The sequence below is a fragment of the Arthrobacter sp. DualSoilB13 genome, assembly GCF_055389195.1.
This window is the reverse complement of the sequence record NZ_AP035865.1, coordinates 3270616-3294740: the sequence shown is the minus strand read 5'-3', so window position 1 is coordinate 3294740 and position 24125 is coordinate 3270616. Positions and strand designations below refer to the sequence as shown.

Here is a 24125-nt window from a genome sequence, read left to right as displayed (position 1 = left end):
GATGAAAGTTTTGCATCTGGGCTTCGAGGATCCCCGCATGCCCGGGGCAGGGGGAGGGTCTGTTAGGACCCACGAAATCAATCGCCGCCTGGCGGCACAGGGCTTCCGCATCACTGTCCTGACCACCCGGTATCCCGGCTGGCAGGAGCGTGTGGAGGACGGCGTGCATTATGTCCCCATCGGCATCGGATCGGGAAAGAACCGTTTGACCAGGTTGGTTGCCTATGTTGTCCGGCTGCCGTTGGAGGTACGGAAACGCCGTCCGGCTGCCGAGCTGGTGGTGGAGGATTTCTTTGCGCCCTTTTCCACCATGGCCGCACCCCTCTGGACCAAACGCCCCACCATCGGCGTTGTCCAATGGCTTCACGCGAGGGACAAGGCGCGGCAGTACAAGCTACCTCTGCACTGGATAGAGCGGCTGGGCGTCCGGAAATACCGCAGGCTCATCTCCGTGTCCCAGGGCATCGCGGCCCGGCTCAAGCAACTGAACCCGGACGTGCAGGTGGATGTGATCGGTAACGGCGTGGACCCAGGTATATGGAACACTCAGCCGCACCTGGGACAAGATGTCCTCTTTCTGGGGCGCTTGGAGTACGGGCACAAGGGCCTGGACCTCCTTCTGGAAGCCTGGGCTATCGCCTGCGAGCAGGTGGAGGGTAACTTGCTGATTGCCGGCACGGGCCCGGACGAAGAACGGTTGCGCACGTCCATTCAGCAAGCGGGTCTCTCCGATCGCGTGCGGATGCTCGGATGGCTGTCCGGCGACAAGAAGTTTCAGGCACTCAGCGACGCCCGTTTGTTGGTTGTGCCGTCCCGGCACGAGACCTTCGGACTGGTGGCCATCGATGCCCTTGCGGCAGGCACTCCGGTGATCGCCTTTGATATTCCCTGCCTCAAGGAGATCGTCCCGCCGGGCACGGGGTGGATCGTGGAAGCGTTCGATGTTAAGGCCCTGGGAGAAGAGATTGCCCGCCGCTATTCACAGGCGGGGTTGGCGCACGTGGCTGAGCAGGGACGAAAATTTGCCGCCGGTTATAACTGGGATGCGCTCGCCGGGATGCAGGCGCGGACCTACCACAGCGCGCTTGCCCACCTCAATGAACTTCAAACCCGGCAGCAGCCTGTCCGCCACGTTGAAGGGTCCTGAATGCCGTTTCCGTCACGAGTTGAACGTTCCATGGCAGGCGACGCGCCGTGGCTGTTTTTGTCACCCCATCTTGATGATGCTGTGTTGTCATGCGGTGCGCTGATTGAAGCACAGGCCCGAGGACGCGAGATTATCGTGGCCACGATCTTCACCGAGGCAACACCGGCACCGCATACGCGCGCAGCACGGTCCTTCATGCGCCAATGCACCGTTCCGGACGCCGGGGAACTGTTCCAGGCGAGACAGTCCGAGGACCGCGCCGTCTTGGAGGACATGGGAGTGCAATCCATACATTTGGGGGAGGTGGACGCCCTGTTCCGACGCCGACGCAAGCCATTAGCGATGGGGAGCAGCGCATGGGACCGCCTGCTCCCGGAGCTGACTCACCGGTACCCCACCTACAGGTTTGATATCGCGCACGGAAGGGTCGCCAAAGGGGATCGGACACTCATCCGCCAGCTCCGCACCGACGTCGCAGTTCTCATGGCGCAAACCCAAGCCGAACTGCTGTTTTGCCCGGCGGGTGTGGGGAAGCACGTGGACCACCTCATCACCCGCGAGGTAGGCAAAGGACACCCGGAGAACCTGGTGATGTATTCAGACTTTCCCTACGATCTGACGGCCGGCCCGGATGAACGGTGCTTGTCCGCTATGGGATTCGTTCCGTGGACCTGGGACGAGGGCCTTGACGCAAAACCCGGGCGCATCAGGCAATACCCCACACAGGTAGATGCACTGTTTCCCGGCGGAGTGATCCCACTGAAACCGGAAACATACTTTGTGCCCGGCCGTGGCGGGCCTAGGGCGCGGTCATTCTGAGCGGAGGGCACCAGCCAAGGACACCCGGTTCCGGCCGGAGGCCTTTGCCGCGTAGAGCGCCAGGTCAGCTTCACGCAGGAGTTGTTCGGTTCCTGCCCGGTGACCGGCGGTAAAGGCGGAGATTCCAGCGCTGATGGTCAGGACGCCGTCGGGATCGCCGGAATGTTCAATCCTCAAGTCCTGCACTGCGGACCGGACACGCTCCATGACAGTCCTTGCGCCGTCCACATGCTGATCGCGCAGGACAAGGAGAAATTCCTCGCCGCCAAACCTGTAGACGGCATCGGACTTTCGTACCGCGCCGGCCAGCGTCGACGCAATGGCAATCAGTGCGGCGTCGCCCGCCTGATGGCCGTAGATGTCGTTGTAGCTTTTGAAATTGTCCACATCCACCATGGCCAGGCAATAGTCGTGATCCTTGTTGCCCCCGCCGTGCAGCGTGCCGAGGTCTTCGGCCAGCTTCAGGCGGTTGTGCAGTTTGGTGAGGGGATCGGTCCGTGCCTGCTCTGTCAGCGCCGAACGGTACCGGGCAAGGTCCGCGTGCAAGGAGGTAATGCGGTGGGCCGCAAGGAGACGGATGTGAAGGCTGAACGGATCCAGTGGTTTGGTGACGTAGTCGTCAGCTCCGGCTTCCATTCCGGCCAGAACGTCTTTCCGTGAACCGTGGGAGGTCACCAGGATCACGTAGGTGTAGCTGTCGGCCTCGGCCGCACGGATGGCGCGGCAAAGATCCAGCCCGTTGAGGCCGGGCATCATGAGGTCTGTCACCACAGCTTCGGGGCTGTGTTCCTTGTAGAGTTCCCAGGCCGAGTCGCCGTCCACGGCCACGATGCACTCATGGCCGGACTGTTCCACGGCGGCTTTGGTGATCATCCTGGAGATCTGGTCGTCGTCAGCGATGAGGATTTTCATGACGTTTCCCGCAGTGGTGCTTCCCGCACGTGTGCCCCCGTTAGTGTTCGTTCCAGTGCTTCGTCCACGCGCGTGAGTTCGGCGCGCAATTGGTCCAGTATTGGCAATCCGCTGGCTCCAAGGTCTGGTCCCGCAACGTGGCCCAGCCGTTCCAGTTCCTTGCACAGGCCGGCGGCACCGGCTGCTCCTATATTGGCGGCCGCACCGGCAAGCTTGTGCGCTGCGGACTCCACACTTGCGGCGTGCCCGGTGTCCAGCGCCCATCGCAAGGTCTCCAAAGCTCCTTGGGAATCCTGCCGGAAAGCCTTCACGGCTTCAGGCAACAAACCCAAACCGTCGGCGGGCCCGAGCTCGCGGAGGATCTCCAGTCGCGCCAGGTCAAGGACAACAGAGCCCGACGCCGGTGCTTCCGCCGGCTGCTGCGCTGCCTCCACCACGGCGTCCGTCGCCGCAATAGCGTTCACCCCGCCAGCCGCCGTCGACTCTTGCTCTTGTTGCGGTACCCAGCGCGAGAGGACCTCAGAGAGTTTGGCCAGATCCACGGGCTTGCTGATGTAGTCATCCATGCCAGCAGCGAAGCAGCGCTCGCGGTCCTCGTCCAGGGCTCCGGCCGTCATGGCGATGATGGGGATTCTGGCGGCGTGGCCGTTGCGGGCACGGATGGCCCGGGTCGCGTCGAAGCCGTCCATGACCGGCATGTGGCAGTCCATGAGGACCGCTGCGTACTTGCCGGACAGTGCCGCGGACACGGCTTGCTCGCCGTCGTCCACAATATGTACTTCGTAGCCGAGGCGGTTGGCCATTCCGCGCGCCACCAACTGGTTTACTTCGTTGTCTTCGGCCACCAACAGCGTCCCGAGGCGGGGCCTGGGATCCGAAGTTTCAACAACGGCAAGCACCGGCGGTGAAGCCGCACCAGCGCTCTTGGTGGCCAGCACGCGCAGGAGGCGGTTGTAGAGCTCGGAGCTGCGGACGGGTTTGGTGAGGTATTCGCGGATTCCGGCTGAGGTGAGGTCGCTTCTTTCCACCTGCATGGTGGAGGTTAACAGGATGATTCCCGGGCCGCCGGAGCCGTTGGCGTCGTTCTTGATGTTGCGGGCAAGTTGGAGCCCATCGGTGTCGGGCATGCACATGTCCACCACCGCGATGTCGTACGGGTGGCTTGTTAGGGCAGCGGCACGGTATTCGTCCAGGGCGGACGCGGCGTCGGCAACGGAGACGGGAAGCATGCCCCAACTGGCCAGTTGTGTTTCCAGCACCAGACGGTTGGTGGCGTTGTCGTCCACCACCAACACCCGGCGGCCGGCCAGCGTGGCAGGTAGGTTTTCCGTGTCGGAGGAGGCCGGGCCAAGGGGCAGTTCAAGGTCGAACCAGAACCGGCTGCCCACTCCGGGCTCACTGTCCAGTCCGATCTTGCCGCCCATGACTTCGGTGAGGCGCCGGGAGATTGCCAAGCCGAGTCCGGTTCCTCCGTAGCGGCGGGTGGTGGAAGCGTCTGCCTGGGCGAAGGATTCGAAGAGCCTCTGATGATTCTCGGCGCTGATGCCAATGCCGGTGTCCCTGACCTCGAAGCGCAGTGATGCGTTGTTCGCGTCTTGGGCGAGGACTGAGACCTGGACTTCCACTTCGCCGGTGGGGGTGAACTTGACGGCATTGGATGACAGGTTCAGCAGAATCTGCCTGATGCGGCCGGCGTCGCCCATCAGACGTGCCGGCACGTCCGGGTGGCAGTAGGAAATGAGCTCCAGGTTTTTCCCCTGTGCAGCTTCCACCACCAGTCCCGCTACTTCCTCCACCAGCGCCCGGGGGTCGAAGACGTTGATGTCCAGGTCCACTTTCCCGGCTTCCAGCTTGGAGAAGTCAAGGATGTCGTTGATCAAGGTCAGCAGGACCTCGCCGGCGCCTTTGACTCCTTGGGCGTACTGCCTTTGTCCTTCGCTGAGGGGCGTGTCCATCATGAGCGAGGTCAGGCCGATCACCGCGTTCAGTGGGGTGCGGATCTCGTGGCTCATGGTGGCCAGGAACTCGGACTTGAGGCGGCTGGACTCCAACGCTGCCTCGCGGGCTGTCAGTAGTTCTTTCTCGGCAGCTTTGCGTTCGGTGATGTCGCGGGAGATGGTGGCCACGCCGCGGATGCCGGATTCACCCCGCACCGGGGACAACGTCACGGACACCGGAATGACTTCGCCGTCGCGGCGTCGCCTCTGGCTTTCGTAGTTCTGCACCTCACCGCTTTGTGCGGTGCTTTCCAAGGCGAGGCGTTCGTTCTCCATCAGTTCCTGCGGAACGAAGAAGTCTCCCTTCCGTCCGATTGCTTCAGAAGCTGGGTAGCCGAAGATCCTCTCGGCACCGGGGTTCCAACTGGTGATCACGCCGTCGGGGGTTTCGCCGATGATGGCGTCGCCGGAGGAATTCACGATCGCCCCCAGCCCCTCCAGCTCTGCGGTGCGTTCGGCCACTTTCGATTCGAGGTCACGGGTCAGCGTCACATTTTCGACGACGATCAGCACCTGCCGCACCATCACAAAGACAATCACCACCAGCCCGGTGAGCAGCAGGACGCGGTCCTCCCCGATGGGGCGGCTGCGGGAGAAGAACACGGCACTGAACACGGGCAGGTAGGGAAGCAGCTCAAGGGCTGCGGCGTAAACCCGCCCGTCTTTTTGCGTGGTGCCGGCTTCCGGAAGCAAGGGGCTCAGGGCCACCAACAGGAAGGCCAGTACCCACCCCAACGCCAAAGGGGATCCCGTGACACCGGATACGCCTTGGAGCGTGAAACTCATATACGCCATATCCGTGATGGCGAGGACCCAGAAGCCAATTCCCAGGCTCAGCCAGGGAAGCCTGCGGCCCCGGGCTGCGCGCATGGTCAGGACGATCACCACGGAGACCATGAAGACGTCTGCGATGGGATAAGCCATCTGTGTGGCCTGGGCAAAAGCGTCCTGGCCGGTGGCCCCGGCCAAGGGTCCCAGCACGGAGCTCCACGCAATGAAGAACGTAGAGCTTGCCACTACTCCTGCGTCCAGGATGGTGCGACGCAGCGGGATGCGGCGCCCTTGGCCTTTTAGCAGCAGCACTAATCCGATGGAGGTGGGCAGCGCGTACCAAACAAAGCCGACATCCGCGAAGGACGGGAAAGGGTACTGGTGGTTCAGGGTGATGCCGTTGATGGTCCAGACTGTTTGACCGGCGCTCCAGATGGCCAGGCCGGCCACGATGAACCAGCGACCCGGATTGTTGTCCGGGTTTCTCCGGCCAGCAAGGGCAGCGAGGGTATGGGTTGAGAGCGCGGTGAGTGCAGCCAGAAGGATTGCCAGGTCGCCGGCGAGTTGCGCCGTCGTGGTTCCTGATCCGCTTGCCAGACCGAAAGCCAGCAAAACCAAACAGACCCCAACAGGCACCAGGAAGAGCGGCCAACCATGCCGCAAAGCCGGGCGCGTATGAAGAACCCCGTGCTTCACTCCTGCCACTGAACCCCCGCCTTCAAAAGTGGCCCCACCAAAAGCGAACAAACGCGTTTATCCAGCGCTGAGGAGAGCATACGCCGAAAAGCCCGGTTGAGGGATGGATCACACTCATAGTCCATGCGTGTTGGGCCACCAGGGCGGCAGCCCGTTCACTCCTATAGTTGGTGTAGTTCACTGCCGCAAACCCCAGACGGCGCCGGAAGCCTCAGGAAAGGCCAGAAGTGCTTGTACGGCAGTACGCCACGTGGTGGCTAAAGACCCTTTTCGTCGCCTACCTGGTTGCGCTCGCATTTGTTGTCTTCCTGCCCGCACGCGAAGCCAGCACGGTCACAGGTTTTGTGGGGGTCATTGCCGGCTGGCTTTCGGTTCTCGGCATTCCACAGGAGGCGGCGGGCATCGGAGTGGAATTCATGGCGAACATCGTCATGTTTGTCCCTTTCGGGGTGTTTGTCCGGCTGCTGAAACCAACGCTGTGGAAGTGGTGGCCGCTTGCCCTTCTCGCTGCTGCATCGTCCGGGACCATCGAAGTCGTTCAATTGCTGATACCTGGGCGGGTGACTGCTTGGTCGGACATCGTTGCCAACACCTTGGGGGCCTTGGCGGGCCTGGTGGTAGCCAAGAGGCTCGCGTCCACTATCCGGTAGAAGTGGGCTGGACAGCCTAGCCCTTCCTACTACAGCAGCTGTTGCCCTGCGTCCCGGGTATCGTAACGTCGGCTCAAAATGAGTGAAAGAAGAGCGATGAGCAACGAAGGTACCGTTTCCAAGCCGCATGCCCGTCGCGCTGTGGTTAAGGGTGTGGCATGGTCCATGCCCGTCATTGCTGCCGCCGTTGCGGCCCCCGCTGCGGTAGCCTCCGTGAATACCTTGGGCCTTGCCTTCACCGCTTCCTCCACATCGCTGCTCAGCCTCCGGCTACTGGACGGAGCCAGTGCACTCACAGCCCAGTCATTGGTCACCGTCCCCACCATCCTTACCCTCACCAACGGCCCCGGAGCGGTCACGGACAACGCTCTGGTGACAGTGTCGATTTCCCGCCCTACCGGCATCAACATCCCGGTTGGCCGGGCTCGCGGATTCGGTGTGTACTCCTTCAACGGGACAGCCACCACCGCCGGCCAGCGCACTACGACGTACCAGTCCGCGCCGGTCATCGGACAGTACGGCTTTCCCTCCACCACGTGGAGCAACAGCGTCCCCATTACGGTGGCGAGCAACGGCACACTGAATCTGCCGATTGTTTTCGGATTGGCAGGCACCAGCACCGGCGTGTCCGTCAGTTTGCTGGCCTTATTCCCGGTCACCGTGACCGTGGTCATTGGGGGTCGCACCCTGATCGCAACCAGTAGCATCTCCGTTCCGATCGGTGCGGGCATCCTCTAGACCTTCAACGCTGATCCTTTCCGCAAACATGACTCCCAAGACGGTGAAAGCCCGTACGCTGCTCCGCTCGCCATGGATTCACGTCCTGCTCGCACTGATGGCGGTGTCGCTGGTTCAGGGATTCCTTGTGAAGGTCTACTCGGTGCCGTCGGGCTCCATGGAACAGACACTCAACGTCGGTGACCGGGTGCTGGTCAACCGCACCGCTTACACCGGCTCGGAACCCAAACGCGGCGACGTCGTTGTTTTCAGGAAACCGGCGGGATGGGGGCCAGCGCCCCAACGCGGCACCCTGCGCACAGGAGTTGGCTGGTTTGGTGAGGTGACCGGAATCGGCCCCGCCAACACCGAATACCTGGCCAAGCGGGTGGTCGGTTTGCCCGGCGATGCTGTGGAATGCTGTGACGTCGGCGGACACGTCACAGTCAATGGTGGGGCCGTTGCGGAACCCTACGTTTTCGAGGATCTCGCGTTCATTACCGGCAGCACGGACTGTTCGACGACGGTGAGGTCGCCGCGCTGCTTCGGGCCCATCCTTCTTGGCGAGGATCAGTACCTGCTCTTGGGCGACCACCGCTCCCGGTCCGAGGATTCCGTTACCGCCTGCCGGGCCGCGGGGTCAACGGGTAGCTGCGTCAAGACTGCCGGCCGCGCAGACATTATTGGCCGTGTGGACGGATTCCTGTTTCCGTTCACCAAGTGGGGAAGCGCCCACACCATCACACAGCCCCTCACCAGCGCCCAGCGATGAGGGCCCGATTTGCTCACTGTCCTTTATCAAGGGCATGCGCCACGATGTACGTGCCCAATTGGTCCTTGGAGAGTGCGGTGGCGATGTCCGCGATCGCCGTGGTGTCAGCCAGGACAATCGACTGCCCGTCCGCTGAGGTTCCCGTGCCAAGGGTGGGAAGGGTAAACATCACTATGTCCTGGGCCCGGACATCCTTCATGGACAGGGAGAGACTGCCGATCGCAGCAGCATCAAAGTTCTTATCCACGCTCACGAACGGGGACACCGCCGTGACCATGTTGCTGATGGTCACCGGATTGGTCAGTGTTTCGCGGGCAATGATTTTGCCCATCACGGACTTGAGGTATCCCTGTTGGTTTCGCACACGTTGGTAGTCGCCATCACTGAACGCCAGTCGCTCACGGACGAAGGCGAGGGCTTCATCTCCATCAAAGGTCTGCTTGCCAGCCTTATAGGCCTGTCCGGCCATGGGTCCTGAGCTTGGCGCAAACGGAATCTGCACGTCCACCTCCACGCCGCCAAGAGCATCGGTGAGGCCCTTGAAGCCCTCGAAATCGATCATGGCTACGTGGTCGATGCGTTGATCAAAAAGCGTCTCCACAGTTTGAACCATCAGGGGGACACCACCGTAGGCGAGGGCGGCGTTGATCTTTGATTCGCCTTTTCCGGGAATATCAATCCACAGATCCCGCATCAGGGATATTGCATAGGCTTTTTTTCGGTCGGCGGGAAGGTGTACCAACATCAGAGTGTCGGCGCGCTGGTTAGTGGCGGCATTGGTTTCAACGTCCATGTCAGAACCGCGTGTATCACTGCCCATCACAAGAATGTTCATTGCCGTGTTGCCGTCGGCTTTCTGCGGCCGGGTGGACTCTTCAGGAAAGGCATTCTCAATCCTGGTAGAGCCTGAGTTGAAAGTTTGTATCAGCGTGAATACATAGGCCCCGGCAATAAGCCCAACAACAAGCACTGCCGCCGCGAATCCTAAAAGCACATTCCTGGCGGTCTTCCTACTCTTTGGACTGTGTGAACGTCGTTCCGCGGAGCGGTTTTGGGCAGGGGTGGGGAGCGTCATGTGTTCCTTGGTGTTGGCAGCAGCAGCGAGGGCTTGGCCCAACGTACTGCGGCGGAGCGCTGACGAGCCGATTGCTGATCCGTTTGATCCATGCCCGGGAATCAACGATTACTGCCTGCTGGACGACGTTCCAGGCCGGTTGGAGCAAGTAGTCCATTTCCGGAAACTGCGTAATGCCCAAGTAACCGTTCCGGCCCTTGGGAGGAAAGTCGAGTAGTTCCTACTCGTGCACCGGGAACAGCCCATTCCTACTATTGAAATTCGTAGGGTTATTGCACTTCCGTTCCTCCGGCTCAGCGGTGGACTGCACCCCCGCCCTTTGTGGGTGGTGCTCCTCCCAATACGTAGCTGCGCTTTCTCATTTGGGCCAAGATCGGCCTGCATTGCGCGGTCCAGAGCCATGGATTCCGGGGTTTCCCATGAATATGAATGACTTAGATCTTCAAACTTCCCTCACAACCAAGAGCGGTGGCGATGTTCGGCAGCCGCAGTCCACAAAATCCAAGCTGTTGATTGCCGGCGCAGTGCTCGCAATATTAGCTCTGATTCCCTTGCTTTTCGGCGTGGTGAACTGGGCGACGCAACCGGCAGGTGATGTTGACCAAACTGTTTCGCAGGACCAAGTCCCGTTCTCCAAAGGCGACGGGGCCCAACCGCCTGCAGCCCTGCCTGTCCAGGACGTGGAAGCAGAAGCTGCGCCGCCCGCAGCTGCAGTGCCCGCAGCGGTTCCTGCACCCGCAGCCCCGGCGCCGGAACCCGCAGCGCCGGCTCCGGATGCTGTGGAGGCACCGATAGTGGCGGCCGTCCCTGCAGCGCCGGCTGGTGACCCCAACCTCTACACGGTTGCTTCGGGGGACACGGTTGGTTCCATAGCTTCCCGCTACGGTGTGGATGTTACTGCCATGTTGGCTGCCAACGGCCTCAGCGCCTATTCGGTGATCGTGCCGGGACAGGTCTTGAAGCTCACCGGACCGCCTGTGGCGGTAGTCGCACCAGCACCAGCACCAGCACCGGCTGCTCAGGCTGCACCTGTCCAGGCACCAGCCGCGGCCGCTCCCGCTGCTCCAGCCCCAGCTCCGGCACCCGCTCCCGCTCCGGCGCCCGCCGTCAGGACCATCTACGTAGCAGGAGCCGGCGGGCAGTCCATGGTGGACGCGTGCATCGGGCCGATTCACTACACGCCAACCAACGCCTACGCCACGTTCATAACGGAGCATGATTTCTGTGGAGGATGGGGCCGGTTCTCCGGCATCAGCGTGGGGGAAACCGTCTCCATTCCGGGTTACGGAACCTTCACGGCCACCGGCAGGGGCCAGGTACCCAATCCGGGAAGCACCAATGACGTGGCAGCAGTCTTCGGCGGATTTCCCGCAGTGGTCCTGCAGACCTGCATCCCGGGCACCAGTCAGATGCTGGTGATTGCGCTCAACTAATCAGGAAATACTAGGCCGGCGCCGTCAGGCGCGCGAACCGGAGGATGCCCAGGATGGCCGGGGCCAGCTCATCCTCCATCTGGTGGTAGACCTCTTCCGATCGTCGGTAGGGGTCTACCACGTCGTTGTCTGCAGGATCGGAGGGCAACGCGAGGTGGCGGACGGAGGCCGCGCGGCTGGGAAGTGCGCGCCAAAAGTCCGTGATGTCTTCGGCCGGGGTAGTATCGCCACGGTTCTCCAGCACAGCCAGCATGCGGGCAAATTCGCGGACGGTGAAGGTGCGCTTCAACAGGGACGCATCCAGCTGAAGGACCTCGCCGCGGTGCTTGGATGTCATGGCCAGCACCAGGTCGGTTTCTTTGAGGATCCGGGGGGTCAGTTGCCTGGCTGCGAAGTCGTCCGGGCTGCCGCGGAATGTGCTGATGATTTGGGCTGAGAGCGGCTGGATGGGTTCTCCCACCATGGCCCGCGTTCCGGCACTGCGAACCTCAAAGGAGCCGGGGCGTACCTGGTTGAGCCCCGTTTGCAGCAACCGTTCGGCCACGGGGGAGCGGCAGATGTTCCCTGTGCAGACGGTGAGAATCCTGAACGGCTGGGGCGATTCCACGTAAGGCTCTTTTCTAGCGTTGATGGGGGACAACTGAGGTCCCACCCCAAGTTAACACGGCGGGCAGCACGGATCTTGTCAACAACGCGGAGCCGCTGAATCAAGTCCAAACGCGGGAACGAACGCTTGACTGAAATCACCCGCTCCGCATATTCTGAACGAACGGTCGGTAATTTATTAGGAGCAACCATGGCATCGCAGAATCTGCAGTCAGTGCCCGCTGAGCTGTCCCCGGAAGAGCAGGAGCGGGAGGCGGCCGGTCAGGCGTATTTTGATCGCATCATTTCGGAGGACTCGCGCATTGAACCGCGCGACTGGATGCCGGCGGCTTACCGCAAGACTTTGCTGCGCCAGATCTCGCAGCACGCACACTCGGAAATCATCGGCATGCAGCCGGAAGCCAACTGGATCACCAGGGCGCCGAGCTTGAAGCGCAAGTCAATCCTCATGGCCAAAGTTCAGGACGAGGCCGGTCATGGCCTGTACCTCTATTCGGCCGCTGAGACCCTGGGCCAGTCCCGGGACCAGATGATGGAAGACCTGATCGCCGGTAAGGCCCGGTACTCGTCCATCTTCAACTACCCCACGATTTCCTGGGCAGACATGGGAGCCATCGGTTGGCTTGTTGATGGCGCTGCCATCTGCAACCAGGTGCCCTTGTGCCGTGCCTCGTACGGTCCTTACGGTCGCGCAATGGTGCGCATCTGCAAGGAAGAGTCGTTCCACCAGCGCCAGGGTTTCGAAATCCTGCTTGAACTCTCCAACGGCACGCCTGCGCAGAAGCAGATGGCCCAGGATGCAGTGAACCGCTGGTACGCACCATCTCTGATGATGTTCGGCCCGCCGGATGACGATTCACCTAACTCCAAGCAATCCATGGCCTGGAACATCAAGCGCTTCAGCAATGACGAGCTGCGCAGCCGGTTCGTGGGCATGATGGTGGAGCAGGTCCGGGTACTCGGCCTGACCCTGCCTGATAAGGACATCCGTTTCAACGAAGAAACCAAGAAGTGGGAGCACGGACCTTTGGACTGGAACGAGTTCAAGGAAGTCCTGGCCGGCCGCGGTCCCTGCAACTCGCAGCGCGTCGAGCGCCGCCGCGAGGCACACGAAAATGGTGCCTGGGTTCGCGAAGCCGCCGTGGCCTACGCCCGCAAGCAAGCACAGAAAGAGAACGCAGCATAATGGCTCCTCACGGTAACCCGGAAGCACCGGCCAGCGCCGCCAGCGAAATCAACCGCGAGGCCCCCAAGGTTGCGGCCACCACCAACGTTGAAAGCACGACGACGGCACCAGCCTCAGGCCCGGACGTCGCCTCGCATGGGGCAAAGGAAGAGTCTCCCTGGTCACTCTGGGAGGTTTTTGTGCGCTCCAGCCGCGGCCTGTCCCACGTGCACGCCGGTTCCTTGCACGCACCGGATGCGGCCATGGCCCTCCGGAATGCCCGGGACCTCTACACCCGCCGCAATGAAGGTGTCTCCATTTGGGTTGTCCCGGCCGAGGCGATTTCCTCCAGCGATCCCGATTCCAAGGGTTCCTTCTTCGAATCCCCGCAGGGCAAGGATTACCGCCACGCAACGTACTACACCAAGAGTGAGGGCGTGAAGCACCTGTGACTACCGAAGACGTGAGCACCAAAGACGTGACTACCAAAGATACTGACTTCGCAATCGAAGGCCACGGCGACATCTCCGTTGGCGTGCACGGAGCAGGTGCGTCCGGTGACGGTTCGGCAAGCGCCACCCGCATCACGCCGGGCAACGCATTGCGCCCGGAGGACATTGCCCTTGAGATCAGCCGGGGACAGGTCAAGCCCACCGACGATGTTGCAGAGTTTGCCCTGCGCATCGGCGACGATGGCCTGATCCTCGCCCAGCGCCTGGGCCACTGGATTTCCCGGGCCCCCGAGCTTGAGGAAGACATTGCCCTCGGCAACATCGCACTGGACCAGTTGGGCCATGCAAGGTCGTTCCTGACCTATGCCGGTGCCGCCTGGGGCAAGTCCGAGGACGACCTCGCGTACTTCCGCCGCGAACACGAATTCCGTTCCGCCCACCTGTTTGAGCAGCCCAACGGCGACTTCGCGGTGACCATCGCCCGGCAGTTCATTGTGAGCTTCTACCAGTTCGAGCTCTACACCAAGCTCATGGAGTCCACCGATCCCACCATCGCTGCCATCTCCGCGAAGGCCGTGAAAGAGGTGGATTACCACCGCGACCACAGCGCACAGTGGGTGCTTAGGCTCGCCGGCGGCACTGATGAGTCCCGTGCACGCATCATCCAAGGCTTCAAGCTGGTGTGGCCGTATGTGGACGAACTCTTCGAGGATGACGATCTCACCACCCGCCTGGCTGAAGCTGGAGTTACTGTTCAGCCTTCCAGCCTCCGTGCGGAATTCGATCGCCTCACCGGCAACATCATGGCCGAGGCAGAGCTGGAAGTTCCCGGTGTCCCGCAGTCATTGGGCGGCGGGCGGCACGGCAAGCACTCCGAGTTCCTGGGCTACATTCTGGCTGAAATGCAGGTCCTGGCCCGCGAGCATCCAGGCGCGAGCTGGTGACCAGCATGGCGATGCAGTCAAAGACGGCTGAGCAGCGGGCCTGGGACATCGCGTCCACGGTCTGCGATCCGGAAATCCCGGTCCTCACCATCGAGGACCTGGGGATTCTCCGCGGCGTTCGGGTTGTTGAGTCGCCTGAGGCGGCCACCGCAGATGGCCAGCACGACGGCGGCACCGCAACTACCGCCGTCGAGGTCACCATCACGCCCACGTACTCGGGTTGCCCGGCGATGGATGCCATTGGTGACGACCTGCGGACAGCCTTCCAAAAGGAGGGTTACGCGAGCGTGCACGTAAACCTGGTGCTGTCCCCGGCGTGGACCACTGACTGGATGACCGAGTCCGGCAAGGCCAAGCTGGAGGAGTACGGGATTGCCCCGCCCAGCGGCATGGCTGCCGCCGGGGGCCACTCCGGTCCTATTCGCCTGAGCCTGGCTGTGAAATGTCCGCAGTGTTCGTCGTTGAACACCAAGGAAATCACCCGCTTTGGTTCCACATCCTGCAAGGCGTTGTTCGTCTGCCAGGACTGCAAGGAACCGTTCGACTACTTCAAAGTCCTCTAAGGAATTCCATGACCACCGAAACCCAGACGGCCAGCCGCCGTCGTGCGTCTTTCCACAACCTGACCGTCGCGGAAGTCCGGCGCCTCACGGACGATGCCATTGAGGTCACGTTTGGTGTTCCGGCCGAGCTTGCCGGGCAATACGACTACCTCCCGGGGCAGTACGTCGCCCTGCGCGCCACGCTGCCGGATGAGAACGGTGAGCCGCACGAGGTCCGCCGCAGTTACTCGATTTGCGCAGAGCCGCGCAGCTTTGACGACGGCAGCAGCGAGATCCGCGTGGCCATCAAAAAAGACCTGGGCGGCCTTTTCTCCACGTGGGCCAACGCCGAGCTCAAAGCCGGGGATGTCCTGGATGTGATGAGCCCGCAGGGTGCGTTCATCTCCCGGCACGGCAGAGACGGCGCCTCGGTTCAGCACAACGTCATGAACTCCATGAACCACCCGGAGGAGCTGGCGGGGGAGCCGGGCAACTTCGTGGCGATCGCCGCGGGTTCGGGCATCACGCCGGTCATCGCCATCGCCCGGACGCTGCTGGCCGCCAATCCGGAGACAACTTTTGACCTGGTGTACGCCAACAAGGCTGCCATGGACGTGATGTTCCTCGAAGAGCTGGCGGACCTGAAGGACAAGTACCCGTCCCGCCTGGCATTGCACCACGTGTTGTCCCGCGAGCAGCGCATTGCGCCGCTGATGACCGGACGTATCGATTCCGAGAAACTTCAGGCCCTGCTCAGCAGTGCCATCCGTGCCGAGGACGTGGACGAGTGGTTCCTGTGCGGGCCGTTTGAGTTGGTCCAGTTGTGCCGCGACACCCTCGCTGCCCGCGGCGTGGAGCCCGAGCATGTTCGGTTCGAGCTGTTCACCACGGGCCGTCCGGATCGTCCCGAGGGCAACGCCGGCCGCCCGGTTGTGGAGGACGAGTCGCAGGACACCTACAAGATCACCTTCACCCTGGATGGGTTGACCGGTGATGTTGCCAGCCCCACCCACGCCCGCGAGTCCATCCTCAACGCTGCATTGCGCGTCCGCCCGGACGTTCCGTTCGCGTGCGCCGGTGGCGTTTGTGGCACCTGCCGCGCCAAGCTGATCACCGGTACGGTGACCATGGATGAGAACTACGCCCTTGAACAGGACGAGCTGGACAAAGGCTACGTCCTCACCTGCCAGTCCCACCCCACCAGCGAAGAAGTTACCGTCGACTTCGACGTCTAAGGAGTCCCATGATCGAGCTCTCCATTGCCAACGGCATTGCCGAAATCGTCCTCAATTACCCGGACAAGCTGAACTCGCTCAACGAGGACGCGCTTGCCCAGCTGGACAAAGCGTACGACGACGCTGCTGCCGCCGCCTCACGCGGTGAGGTGCGGGCGCTGCTGCTTCGCGGAGAAGGCCGCGCCTTCTGTGCCGGGCGCGACATTTCAGGGGTGACACCGGAAACCGATGATGCCCAGGCTTATCTTGGCGGACTTGTTGAACCGCTGCTGAGGAAGATGGCTGCGTTCCCGGCGCCCACGTTTGCCGCCGCGCACGGCGCCTGCCTGGGGGTTGGGCTGGGACTGCTGCTGGCCACGGACGTGGTGTATGTGGCGGACAATGCCAAGTTCGGTTCACCCTTTGCCAAGCTTGGGGCCACGTTGGACTCGGGCGGGCACTGGTACTTCACGGAACGTCTGGGCATGCACCGCACGCTGGACTTGATCTACACCGCGGACCTTATTTCCGGGGCGGAAGCCGTGGAGCAGGGGATGTTCAGCAGGGCAATGCCGGCGGATGTTTTGCTGGACGAGACGCGGGCCATCGTTTCCCGTGTTGCCGTCGGCGCCACCGAAGCCTTCAATGCTTCGAAGGAACTGGTGGCGCACATCCGCGATCAGCGCCTGGGCCTGTGGGCATCCATGGCCGAGGAAAACTCGGAACAGGCACGGCTCTGCAAAACCGACGATTACGCCGAGGGTTTCCGTGCGTTCCAGGAGAAGCGGGCGCCCGTTTTCAAGGGGTGACCGGTGGCCGCGGCCGCGACTACCGAAACTCTTCATGCACTGAGAAGGCTAGGATTCACCAACTGAAGGTGTTGGTGATTGCACGGTCGGTCTTGTAGTCGGCCTTATCCGGATAGGCCCAGCGAAGGATTTTGTACTCGTCTCCCCGCTGTATCGCTTCAATGGCAACAAACTCTTGGTTTCCTGCCCGGTTGAACTCCACCACTATTCCGAGAATCTTTTCTTTCCCGGGGATCAGCTGGTAGATCTTGGGCACCCACATTATTGGCTCTTGGTAGGCCCCTTGCTTGGCAGCTGCTTCCGCTTCGCTCTTCTTACAGTCCTCCACGCTTTGTTCACTGGAACTGTCCAGGTGCTCGCAGAATTTGCCGTTGTGACCCGCCAATGAGTAAGCGAAGGTGGTGCCGAGATCGCTGGCTTTGGCGTCGTCGTGCCCCTGAGCGCATCCACTCAGGACAAGGGTGGCCGCTGCAAGCAATGCCACCGCTGTCAGGTACTTCCTCATGCTGTGTTGCTCCTATTTTGCTGCCTGGCCGGCAAGCACCTTGGCCAATTCTTCGGTGCTTAGTTTCCTCCACGCCGAATCCGTTGAGCCCTGCAATGCGGCTTCCGGACTCTGCGTTTGGACCCACCATTTGGCTTCGAAGACTCGCTGCTCCAGCATCACCCGGTCGCCCTTGTGGTAGACGGTTGTGGCAGACCACGCAGGGTAAGTTCCTGGGGGCACAGTGACCTCAGGCTTGGGCCGGTCGCCGGGTAGGACTGGCCCGATTAGTTTCCAGGGGGCCGCTGCCCGGTCCGGGACGGGGTCATTGGGAACGTCTTCTTTTGTCCACCACTTGGCCTCGTAGACGTTGCCTTGCCACACGATCCTGTCCGACTGCACGTATGTGGCTACCGGCGACCACACCGGATAGGGGCTGGTGGCTGGGTCATCCACTACGGCGGTGGCAGTGGTGGTTGGCAGCATCGGGCTGGGTGAGGCTGTTGCTTTGGAGCCAATGTCTGTACCCAGGACGTCGGAGAAACGCGCGGCGCCTTGTGGCACACCGCTGCAGGCGTCGGACACCACAGTCAGGGTGGGGTAGTTAGGCCCGCATTCGGCATCCCGGTTCAAGGACCACATGGACATGCGGCCAACACCCTTGCCCTGCGCGAAGTCGTGCAAACCCTGGGCGTCGGACAGGGTGAACACGTCAGCCACAATGTCGTTCTGGCCGATCATGGGGGTCAGCCCGATCTTGCGCCACAGGGTCTGTGCACCAAGACTCTGCTTCGCCGCCGAGTAAGCATCGTCCAACTGGGCATGCGTTGCCTCGGCGGCCGCGATGGAGGCCTGCAGCATCGACTGCCCGGCCACCCTGCTTTCGCCATAATCCATGGTCATGATGTTCACACCGGCCAGTTCCACGCCGCCGGAGAGCATCTGAGCGACGGCGGCCGTCCCGTCCGCGGTCAGCCCCGATGGGGCCACGGGTAACGTCAACCAAACGGACAGGCTCTTGCCCTCGGCCTGCCGGTCCTTCTGTAGAGCGGAGATGGCTTTGGCTTGCCGTGCAAGGGCGGCTTTGTCTGCCAGGGCGGTGCCCTCGATGTCCAGGTCAATGGTGTTGAGCTCGTAGCGTTCAACCACAGTCGAATAGGCCTGCTGGAGCCGTTCGTCGTCCCTGCACGCGGTGGCGAGTTCCTGGTTGGACAACCCGCCGAAGGAAACAGCTATATCGCCGCCGGTCTGCCGGAGGCGGGCTATGCGCCGGTCAAGATCAAGGTCTGAAGCGGCTGCGTCCAGGCTGTAGAAGGATCCCCATGAGGGGGTGCATCCGTCCTTGGCATCGGCCACGATGAAGGACAGGACTACTGATTTGCTGGTGGCGCCGGCCGGTTGCTCAAACGCGTACCGGGGTGTTGCCGTCACATCAACGTATCCCATGAAATGCGATGGTGACGCTGCCGCGGCACGGGTATCGGTGTAATTACGCCAGGAAACCACGCCGGCACCTACAACTACCGCTACGACGGCCAGCAGCACGGAGAGCCGAACCCAGGACAACTTTCGCCCAGGAAAGTGCTTCGACATTATTCCCCCAACATAATAAATTTCCCTAGACCGCATTGGAATCCAAGGCTCCTGTTATCGATTACTATAAGGGCAATTGGCGACGCTTCTGACACGGAAGCGGACGTTCAACCGGCTATGCGGCCGGAAGGCGCGTTTCGCAGTCTGATGGGGAATAATGACGGACCAGTTGGTTGATTTATCCGACGTCGAGCGGGATCCCAAAGAGCATCCTGCGGACCGTCCGGAAAATGCAGGTAGGAAGAGGCAATGGGGGTCTGAGCGGCGGTCTGAACCGTTGGCTATTGTTCATCCGACGCCGTCTTCCCGGAAGATCGTGCTCGGCAGGCTCGCCATGCTTGTGACGGTAGGGGCTTGGCTCTACTACGTGGTTTCCACCATTATTCGGCAGTTTGTTGACAACCCGAACTCGGGATTCCGATTCGGATTTGAGTCCATTTCCTACCTCATTGTTGTGACGTTCTTGACCTTTTCCGCCTTGATGTACCTTATGGCGCGGCAAGGGGCGCTGTACCGGTTCAAGGAGCATCGCAGGGTACCCCGAGGCGAACTTGACGCCCACTTTGCCAACTATAAAGAGGCCGTGACGGTGTTGGTGCCCTCCTATGCCGAAGAACCGCAGGTGGTCAGGGGAACGCTGTGGTCGGCTGCACTCCAGGAGTTTCCGGATTTGCGGGTGGTCTTGCTCTTGGACGATCCACCGCACCCTACTGAGCCGGAAAAGATTCACCGCCTTGAACAGACCAGGGCGCTGGCGGGTCAGATCGCGGATGCTTTGTCCTCCCCGGCGGAACGTGCGAACAAAGCCCTGAATACCTTCCGGGAGAGGCGCGGATTGCTCCTTCAAGAGGGGAGCCGGGGCGTAAATCAAGCAGACAAAGCCCATGAGCTCGGTCTCCTGATTGCGGAATATGAAGCGGCCGTGGAGTGGCTGGAAGCGATGGCTGAAGCCGAGACTGTAGAAGACCATGTGGACGAGTTCTTTGTGGACCTGGTCATCATGGGACTGGCACGTGAACTGAGGCTCGTTCTGTTGGCGCTGGACGCCGCAAAAGCCCAAAACACGGCGCCCAGCCCCGAACGGATGGAGCAGCTTTACCTACGGCTCACGTGGATTTTCAATGTCCGCACTGAGACTTTTGAACGTAAGCGCTACGCCAGCCTTTCCCACGAGGCGAATAAGGCCATGAACCTCAACGCCTACATCTCCCTCATGGGTAAGCGGTGGCGGCGGGAAGAGACAGCCGGGAGCGTGGTGCTTCGCCCGTCCCTGGTTCCGCGTGAAGACGATGTGTTGGTTCCGGACAGCACCTATTTGCTGACATTGGACGCCGATTCTCTACTGCTGCGGGACTACTGCCTGCGGTTGGTCTATTTCCTGGAATCTGCGGGCAACGAGCGTGTGGCAGTTACGCAGACCCCGTATTCGTCGTTCCGCGGTGCGCCCACCCGCATCGAGAGGATTGCCGGTGCCACCACGGATATTCAGCACATCCTCCATCAAGGAATGACGTTCCATGGAGCCACTTTCTGGGTGGGTGCCAACGCGATTATCCGCAAATGCGCCATTGAGGACATCGTTGAAGTTGAAACGGTTGGCGGGTTCGAAATTCGAACCTATATTCAGGACCGGACCGTCATTGAGGACACGGAATCCAGCATTGACCTGGGAACCCACGGATGGACCCTGGTGAATTATCCGGAGCGTTTGAGTTACAGCGCCACGCCGCCGGACTTCGGTTCCCTGGTGGTGCAGCGTCGACGCTGGGCAAATGGCGGCCTGCTGATCCTTCCCAAGCTCTGGAACCAACTCTCGCAGCGGCGAAGTCAACGCCAACGGATACTGATCCGCGAGGTTCTCCTGCGCGTCAATTACATGGCGTCTATTACCTGGGCCAGCTTTGGGCTTCTATTCCTCTTGGCGTACCCCTATGACAGTAGGCTCCTCAGCCCTGCAGTCTTCATTGCCGCCCTGCCGTACTTCCTCTGCATGGGATCCGATCTCCGCGATTGTGGCCACCGCTTCAGCGACATCTTCCGCATCTATGGCTTCAACCTCATCCTGCTGCCGGTCAACCTGGCCGGTGTTTTGAAGTCTCTCCAGCAGGGCCTCACAGGGGACAAGATTCCCTTTGTCCGAACGCCCAAAGTCAAGGACCGGACAGCTGCCCCCGCCATCTACGTCCTGATTCCGTACGCAATCGTCGCGTTCTCTGTCCTGACGGTTTGGCGGGACGCCCAACAGGGCAATTGGGGCAACGTCGCTTTCGCCTCACTGAACGCGGTGTTGGCCATGTGGTGTATCCAGGCATACATCGGCTTGTGGAACTCCGTGGTGGATGTTGTCCTGGGGGCGGTCAACTGGCTTTACGTTGAACCGAAGAAGAAGGACAAGCCGGAATCGTTGGTTGTTCCCAAGACTCCCGAGGAAGTGGATTGGGAATCCATCCTCTACCACGGTGACCGCCGGCTTAACCGTGACCTCCGCGGCGGGACGGACCGCCGTCGTCGAATTTCACTGCGGTAGTCGATTTACGGAGGCTTATCAAAAAAACAGGGCCTTCCGCCTGATGGCGGAAGGCCCTGTTTTGTTGATCGGATCTAGTCGGACCAGATGCCTCCGTCGAGCAATGCCACGGCACTGTCGAGGATGCCGTCGCTGGTGTCAGCAACAGCAATTTCCACGGTGACAGGAACGCCCGGTTGCACCGGAACTGAACACGTAAGGGCGGTGGTCATACCGTCCATGGTGGTGTTGAATCCGCTTGCTCCGGCGGTGTTGTCAATGTAATAGCTTTGGTTCGTGTGATCGTTGACGTTGTTGACGCTGATCGGGGTTTGTGTCCCGGGTACCAACGCGCAGTTGGTGCCGTTGACAAAGACGCCCATGACGTCGTTGTAGTTGCTGCCTACATACTCCGGGTATTCTTCGCTGGCGAAGAAATACCGAACGTGGAGGGTGTCACCGGAGGGAACAACTTTTGCCCAGTACGAGGCTGCATCGAATGTGGGCAGACCTCCAATGAATTCGGACAATGTGGTGTTACCAGGGGTTCCCAAATCGCTGGAAGCCTCCTGTCCAGGTGTTCCCACTGAGTTCTGCATGTTGCCTGTTGACAGGATCCACGCAGCACCACCAGGGCCGTAGTCAGTGGCCCGGCCCCACTGGGATGAGTCCCCGGCGCCGCCCTTTTCCTGTACGGCAATGCCGTCACCGAAGACTTCTTCGGTGACGTCCTCAACCGGCGGCGTCACGGGCTTGCAGAGGTCGCCTTGCCAGAGGACAAGGTTCTTGGTGAGCTCCTTCTTCCACTCATCTGTCAGCTTCATGCCAAAGACCTCGACGCCGGCAATCACGCCTATCCGCCCTGCCAGTCCCACCTCGTGGGCGCACGTTTCAGGCCCGGTGGCGTACTTTGCATAGGCATCGAAACCACCCGTGAGGCCAGCAATTCCGTACAACTTGGCAGTCAGTGTGGGGCCGATGGTTACGGAAGACTCGCTGGTCAACTGCGGTCCTTGGAACGTTGCCTCAGCGTTGCCGCCGTACTCAGCTACAGGCTGGAAGTTGCCGTCCTTATAGGACATACCAACCGTGGTGGTGGCAGATGCCGCCGCCGTGACGAACGTATCTGCCGTCCATTCGCTCTTGGCCTTGAGATCAATGGAGGAAATGAACTGGATTTCCACAGGCACAGGACCCACTTGGACGTGAGCCCAGGTGTTGACGGTTCCCAGGTTCTTCTCGGCCGTGCCGGTCAAAGTACCCGTTGCCCTGGCTGTCGTTTCAGCGGACAAGCCCGTGTCCAGCGTGAACTTAGCCTGTTTGAGTGAGGCCCAGTGGATATCTACTTCCGCGTTGACATCGGAACTGACGCCGAATTCGCTGCTGAGTGCCAGCGTGCCGGTGCCCTCTACGTCCACCGTCTTCCACGCTGTACCGGTTACGGATTTACTCAGGGTGTCGGAGAACTTGAAGGTCTTCTCGAAAATGGGCAGTGACACGTCACTGGCTGTGGCCAGTTCATCTGCCGGAATTCGCCCGCCATTGCGGTTGAAAGGAGCAGCGGATGCCTGGGCGTTGTCGATCACTTCGACGCCGTCGGCGGGAAGGAACTCTTGCTTGACGATGGTGGTGGTTGGCGTCACCAGGCCGTTGGTGTCGTAGATGGCGTCAGGCAGGGTGGCTTGCTGAACAACGGCTGTTTGTTTGCCGTCGGGGGCATTAGTGACCTGCTGGACCCGAACCAGCATTCCGTCAGGGGTGAATTCTGAGAATCCGGATACAAGTACGTTTCCGGGATCGATATCCGGGGCACCCGCTCCTACGGAGTTGAAGGTGATGATGGTATCGCCCTGAACGTACTTCTGTGCCAAGGCGGCGCTGTCAATGATGAGCGTATCCGGCGAGGTGACCACGCCATCCTCTGCTGGTGGCAACGACAACCGGTAAAGATAGGCCGCCATGGCATCACGATTGATGGGCGAAAGCGGACGGTAGGAAGCAGTACCGTCTCCGTTGTCCCAACCCGTAGCGATTCCCTTCGCATGGAGCCAGGAAATCTCAGTGTAGAACTGCGTGGTGCTGCTGATGTCAGAGAACGGAGGCGTGGTTGGTGCTTGGAATTCAGGCTTATTTTCAAAGCGATAGAGGAAGGCCGCCATCGCATCCCGGTTAATCGCGGATGTGGGCCGGTACTCCCGTTTGCCGTTTCCCACGTCCCAGCCAGTGGAGATTTGTTGCTGATGCAGCCAAGCCATTTCCTTGTAATGCTGCTGGCCCGGACTGACGTCTTGGAACGGCGAGGTGCCGGGTGCCGTGAACTCAGGGCTCCCTGCTAGCCGGTAGAGGAATGCCGCCATCGCGTCACGGTTTATGGCAGTGAGGGGGCGGTATGTTCCATCGGACCAGCCGGTGGAGATTCCCTCATTTGCCAGCCACGACATTTCTTTGGCGAACATCATGCCTGCGGGGACATCGGTGAAGGTAACGGCTTTTTCGGTTTCACCAGCGGCGGTAGCTGCTGTCTGGCCTGTGAGGACCAACGAAGCACAGAAAAAACCAACCATCACGGTACGGCTGGATCGGGAAAAGCGCTGTCTTTTGTGATGCCCCGCAGGGGGTATGGGCGCGGTGGGGTCAGGCGATCTGCTCAAGGGGCGCTCTCTCATAAAACGTCATGTGCCCGTCACCAATTGCCTCACTGGTGATGGACCTGGGTGCGAACGGAAATTTTTATGTTGCTTTAGTTGCAATACTGAGCTATTGCGGTGGGCTGGTATCAGCATCTTTTCACTGGGTGTGTAAGTACGCTGGTGCGGTGATC

General features: G+C 61.0%; 20 protein-coding genes. 13 read left to right on the top strand and 7 right to left on the bottom strand.

The genetic code is table 11. The features are described from left to right. Window position 1 precedes the first annotated feature (1 nt). Window positions 2-1147 carry a glycosyltransferase family 4 protein gene (locus ACZ5J0_RS15170; protein WP_464093435.1) on the top strand — a complete coding sequence of 382 codons (1146 nt, stop codon included), beginning with the start codon at window positions 2-4 and terminating at the stop codon, window positions 1145-1147. Next, window positions 1148-1966, top strand: coding sequence for a PIG-L deacetylase family protein (locus ACZ5J0_RS15165; RefSeq protein WP_464093434.1), 819 nt, complete (start codon window positions 1148-1150; stop codon window positions 1964-1966). Here ACZ5J0_RS15165 and ACZ5J0_RS15160 read toward each other — a convergent pair. Both ACZ5J0_RS15160 and ACZ5J0_RS15155 read right to left on the bottom strand, forming a co-directional pair. Next, a complete protein-coding gene (locus ACZ5J0_RS15160) occupies window positions 1958-2878 on the bottom strand; it encodes a GGDEF domain-containing response regulator (RefSeq protein WP_142938147.1) in 921 nt (306 codons plus the stop codon). The two genes, ACZ5J0_RS15165 and ACZ5J0_RS15160, sit on opposite strands and share 9 nt — an antisense overlap. Continuing rightward, complete coding sequence (locus ACZ5J0_RS15155) at window positions 2875-6351, bottom strand: hybrid sensor histidine kinase/response regulator (protein ID WP_464093433.1); 3477 nt, start codon at window positions 6349-6351, stop codon at window positions 2875-2877. Before ACZ5J0_RS15155 ends, ACZ5J0_RS15160 begins: the two co-directional genes overlap by 4 nt. A 218-nt stretch (window positions 6352-6569) precedes the next feature. On the opposite strand from ACZ5J0_RS15155, the gene ACZ5J0_RS15150 reads away from it, so the two are divergent. From ACZ5J0_RS15150 to lepB, 3 genes are all read left to right on the top strand, one after another. Next, entirely contained in the window at window positions 6570-6992 is a 423-nt protein-coding gene (locus tag ACZ5J0_RS15150) for a VanZ family protein (protein WP_464093432.1), read from the top strand. 96 nt (window positions 6993-7088) lie between these two features. Next, on the top strand, window positions 7089-7730 hold the full coding sequence (locus ACZ5J0_RS15145) for a hypothetical protein (RefSeq protein WP_464093431.1): 642 nt from the start codon (window positions 7089-7091) through the stop codon (window positions 7728-7730). Between the two features lie 28 nt (window positions 7731-7758). Then, window positions 7759-8481: a signal peptidase I gene (gene lepB, locus ACZ5J0_RS15140; protein ID WP_142938151.1), complete on the top strand. Its 723-nt coding sequence runs from the start codon at window positions 7759-7761 to the stop codon at window positions 8479-8481. 13 nt (window positions 8482-8494) lie between these two features. Here lepB and ACZ5J0_RS15135 read toward each other — a convergent pair whose 3' ends face one another. Next, window positions 8495-9451 (bottom strand): LCP family protein, encoded by a 957-nt coding sequence (locus ACZ5J0_RS15135; protein WP_464097199.1) that lies wholly within the window; start codon window positions 9449-9451, stop codon window positions 8495-8497. Between the two features lie 524 nt (window positions 9452-9975). Here ACZ5J0_RS15135 and ACZ5J0_RS15130 point away from each other — a divergent pair. After that, a complete protein-coding gene (locus ACZ5J0_RS15130) occupies window positions 9976-10989 on the top strand; it encodes a LysM peptidoglycan-binding domain-containing protein (protein WP_464093429.1) in 1014 nt (337 codons plus the stop codon). A 10-nt stretch (window positions 10990-10999) separates the two neighbouring features. Here ACZ5J0_RS15130 and ACZ5J0_RS15125 read toward each other — a convergent pair whose 3' ends face one another. Beyond that, window positions 11000-11596 carry an arsenate reductase/protein-tyrosine-phosphatase family protein gene (locus tag ACZ5J0_RS15125; protein WP_464093428.1) on the bottom strand — a complete coding sequence of 199 codons (597 nt, stop codon included), beginning with the start codon at window positions 11594-11596 and terminating at the stop codon, window positions 11000-11002. Between the two features lie 189 nt (window positions 11597-11785). Between ACZ5J0_RS15125 and paaA the strand changes: the two genes are divergently transcribed. The 6 genes from paaA to ACZ5J0_RS15095 are packed head-to-tail and all read left to right on the top strand — an operon-like array spanning window position 11786 to window position 16721. Continuing rightward, window positions 11786-12781, top strand: a complete 996-nt coding sequence (gene paaA, locus ACZ5J0_RS15120; RefSeq protein WP_024817856.1) for a 1,2-phenylacetyl-CoA epoxidase subunit PaaA — start codon at window positions 11786-11788, stop codon at window positions 12779-12781. After that, a complete protein-coding gene (paaB, locus tag ACZ5J0_RS15115) occupies window positions 12781-13212 on the top strand; it encodes a 1,2-phenylacetyl-CoA epoxidase subunit PaaB (RefSeq protein ID WP_142938155.1) in 432 nt (143 codons plus the stop codon). Before paaA ends, paaB begins: the two co-directional genes overlap by 1 nt. A 26-nt stretch (window positions 13213-13238) precedes the next feature. Next, window positions 13239-14156, top strand: a complete 918-nt coding sequence (gene paaC, locus ACZ5J0_RS15110; protein WP_142938213.1) for a 1,2-phenylacetyl-CoA epoxidase subunit PaaC — start codon at window positions 13239-13241, stop codon at window positions 14154-14156. 5 nt (window positions 14157-14161) lie between these two features. Further along, on the top strand, window positions 14162-14719 hold the full coding sequence (gene paaD / locus ACZ5J0_RS15105; RefSeq protein WP_166841754.1) for a 1,2-phenylacetyl-CoA epoxidase subunit PaaD: 558 nt from the start codon (window positions 14162-14164) through the stop codon (window positions 14717-14719). Between the two features lie 8 nt (window positions 14720-14727). Next, a complete protein-coding gene (paaE, locus tag ACZ5J0_RS15100) occupies window positions 14728-15933 on the top strand; it encodes a 1,2-phenylacetyl-CoA epoxidase subunit PaaE (RefSeq protein ID WP_464093427.1) in 1206 nt (401 codons plus the stop codon). 8 nt (window positions 15934-15941) lie between these two features. Further along, window positions 15942-16721: an enoyl-CoA hydratase/isomerase family protein gene (locus ACZ5J0_RS15095; protein ID WP_464093426.1), complete on the top strand. Its 780-nt coding sequence runs from the start codon at window positions 15942-15944 to the stop codon at window positions 16719-16721. A 55-nt stretch (window positions 16722-16776) separates the two neighbouring features. On the opposite strand, the gene ACZ5J0_RS15090 is transcribed toward ACZ5J0_RS15095, so the two are convergent. Both ACZ5J0_RS15090 and ACZ5J0_RS15085 read right to left on the bottom strand, forming a co-directional pair. Continuing rightward, entirely contained in the window at window positions 16777-17226 is a 450-nt protein-coding gene (locus tag ACZ5J0_RS15090) for a hypothetical protein (RefSeq protein WP_464093425.1), read from the bottom strand. Between the two features lie 12 nt (window positions 17227-17238). Next, on the bottom strand, window positions 17239-18798 hold the full coding sequence (locus ACZ5J0_RS15085; protein WP_464093424.1) for a chitinase: 1560 nt from the start codon (window positions 18796-18798) through the stop codon (window positions 17239-17241). 157 nt (window positions 18799-18955) lie between these two features. Between ACZ5J0_RS15085 and ACZ5J0_RS15080 the strand changes: the two genes are divergently transcribed. Beyond that, the gene (locus ACZ5J0_RS15080) at window positions 18956-21325 is read left to right on the top strand and encodes a glycosyltransferase family 2 protein (protein WP_464093423.1); all 2370 of its coding nucleotides are present in this window, start codon (window positions 18956-18958) and stop codon (window positions 21323-21325) included. 74 nt (window positions 21326-21399) lie between these two features. Here ACZ5J0_RS15080 and ACZ5J0_RS15075 read toward each other — a convergent pair whose 3' ends face one another. Next, the gene (locus ACZ5J0_RS15075; protein ID WP_464094737.1) at window positions 21400-23868 is read right to left on the bottom strand and encodes a choice-of-anchor L domain-containing protein; all 2469 of its coding nucleotides are present in this window, start codon (window positions 23866-23868) and stop codon (window positions 21400-21402) included. Window positions 23869-24125 lie beyond the last annotated feature (257 nt).

Coding starts and splice junctions, on each gene's coding strand:
- paaD (WP_166841754.1), top strand. CDS start 14,162: ATGGCGATGCAGTCAAAGACGGCTGAGCAGCGGGCCTGGGACATCGCG.
- ACZ5J0_RS15090 (WP_464093425.1), bottom strand. CDS start 17,226: ATGAGGAAGTACCTGACAGCGGTGGCATTGCTTGCAGCGGCCACCCTT.
- lepB (WP_142938151.1), top strand. CDS start 7,759: ATGACTCCCAAGACGGTGAAAGCCCGTACGCTGCTCCGCTCGCCATGG.
- ACZ5J0_RS15095 (WP_464093426.1), top strand. CDS start 15,942: ATGATCGAGCTCTCCATTGCCAACGGCATTGCCGAAATCGTCCTCAAT.
- ACZ5J0_RS15075 (WP_464094737.1), bottom strand. CDS start 23,868: ATGGTTGGTTTTTTCTGTGCTTCGTTGGTCCTCACAGGCCAGACAGCA.
- ACZ5J0_RS15160 (WP_142938147.1), bottom strand. CDS start 2,878: ATGAAAATCCTCATCGCTGACGACGACCAGATCTCCAGGATGATCACC.
- ACZ5J0_RS15085 (WP_464093424.1), bottom strand. CDS start 18,798: ATGTCGAAGCACTTTCCTGGGCGAAAGTTGTCCTGGGTTCGGCTCTCC.
- paaE (WP_464093427.1), top strand. CDS start 14,728: ATGACCACCGAAACCCAGACGGCCAGCCGCCGTCGTGCGTCTTTCCAC.
- ACZ5J0_RS15080 (WP_464093423.1), top strand. CDS start 18,956: ATGACGGACCAGTTGGTTGATTTATCCGACGTCGAGCGGGATCCCAAA.
- ACZ5J0_RS15165 (WP_464093434.1), top strand. CDS start 1,148: ATGCCGTTTCCGTCACGAGTTGAACGTTCCATGGCAGGCGACGCGCCG.
- paaB (WP_142938155.1), top strand. CDS start 12,781: ATGGCTCCTCACGGTAACCCGGAAGCACCGGCCAGCGCCGCCAGCGAA.
- ACZ5J0_RS15145 (WP_464093431.1), top strand. CDS start 7,089: ATGAGCAACGAAGGTACCGTTTCCAAGCCGCATGCCCGTCGCGCTGTG.
- ACZ5J0_RS15170 (WP_464093435.1), top strand. CDS start 2: ATGAAAGTTTTGCATCTGGGCTTCGAGGATCCCCGCATGCCCGGGGCA.
- ACZ5J0_RS15130 (WP_464093429.1), top strand. CDS start 9,976: ATGAATATGAATGACTTAGATCTTCAAACTTCCCTCACAACCAAGAGC.
- paaA (WP_024817856.1), top strand. CDS start 11,786: ATGGCATCGCAGAATCTGCAGTCAGTGCCCGCTGAGCTGTCCCCGGAA.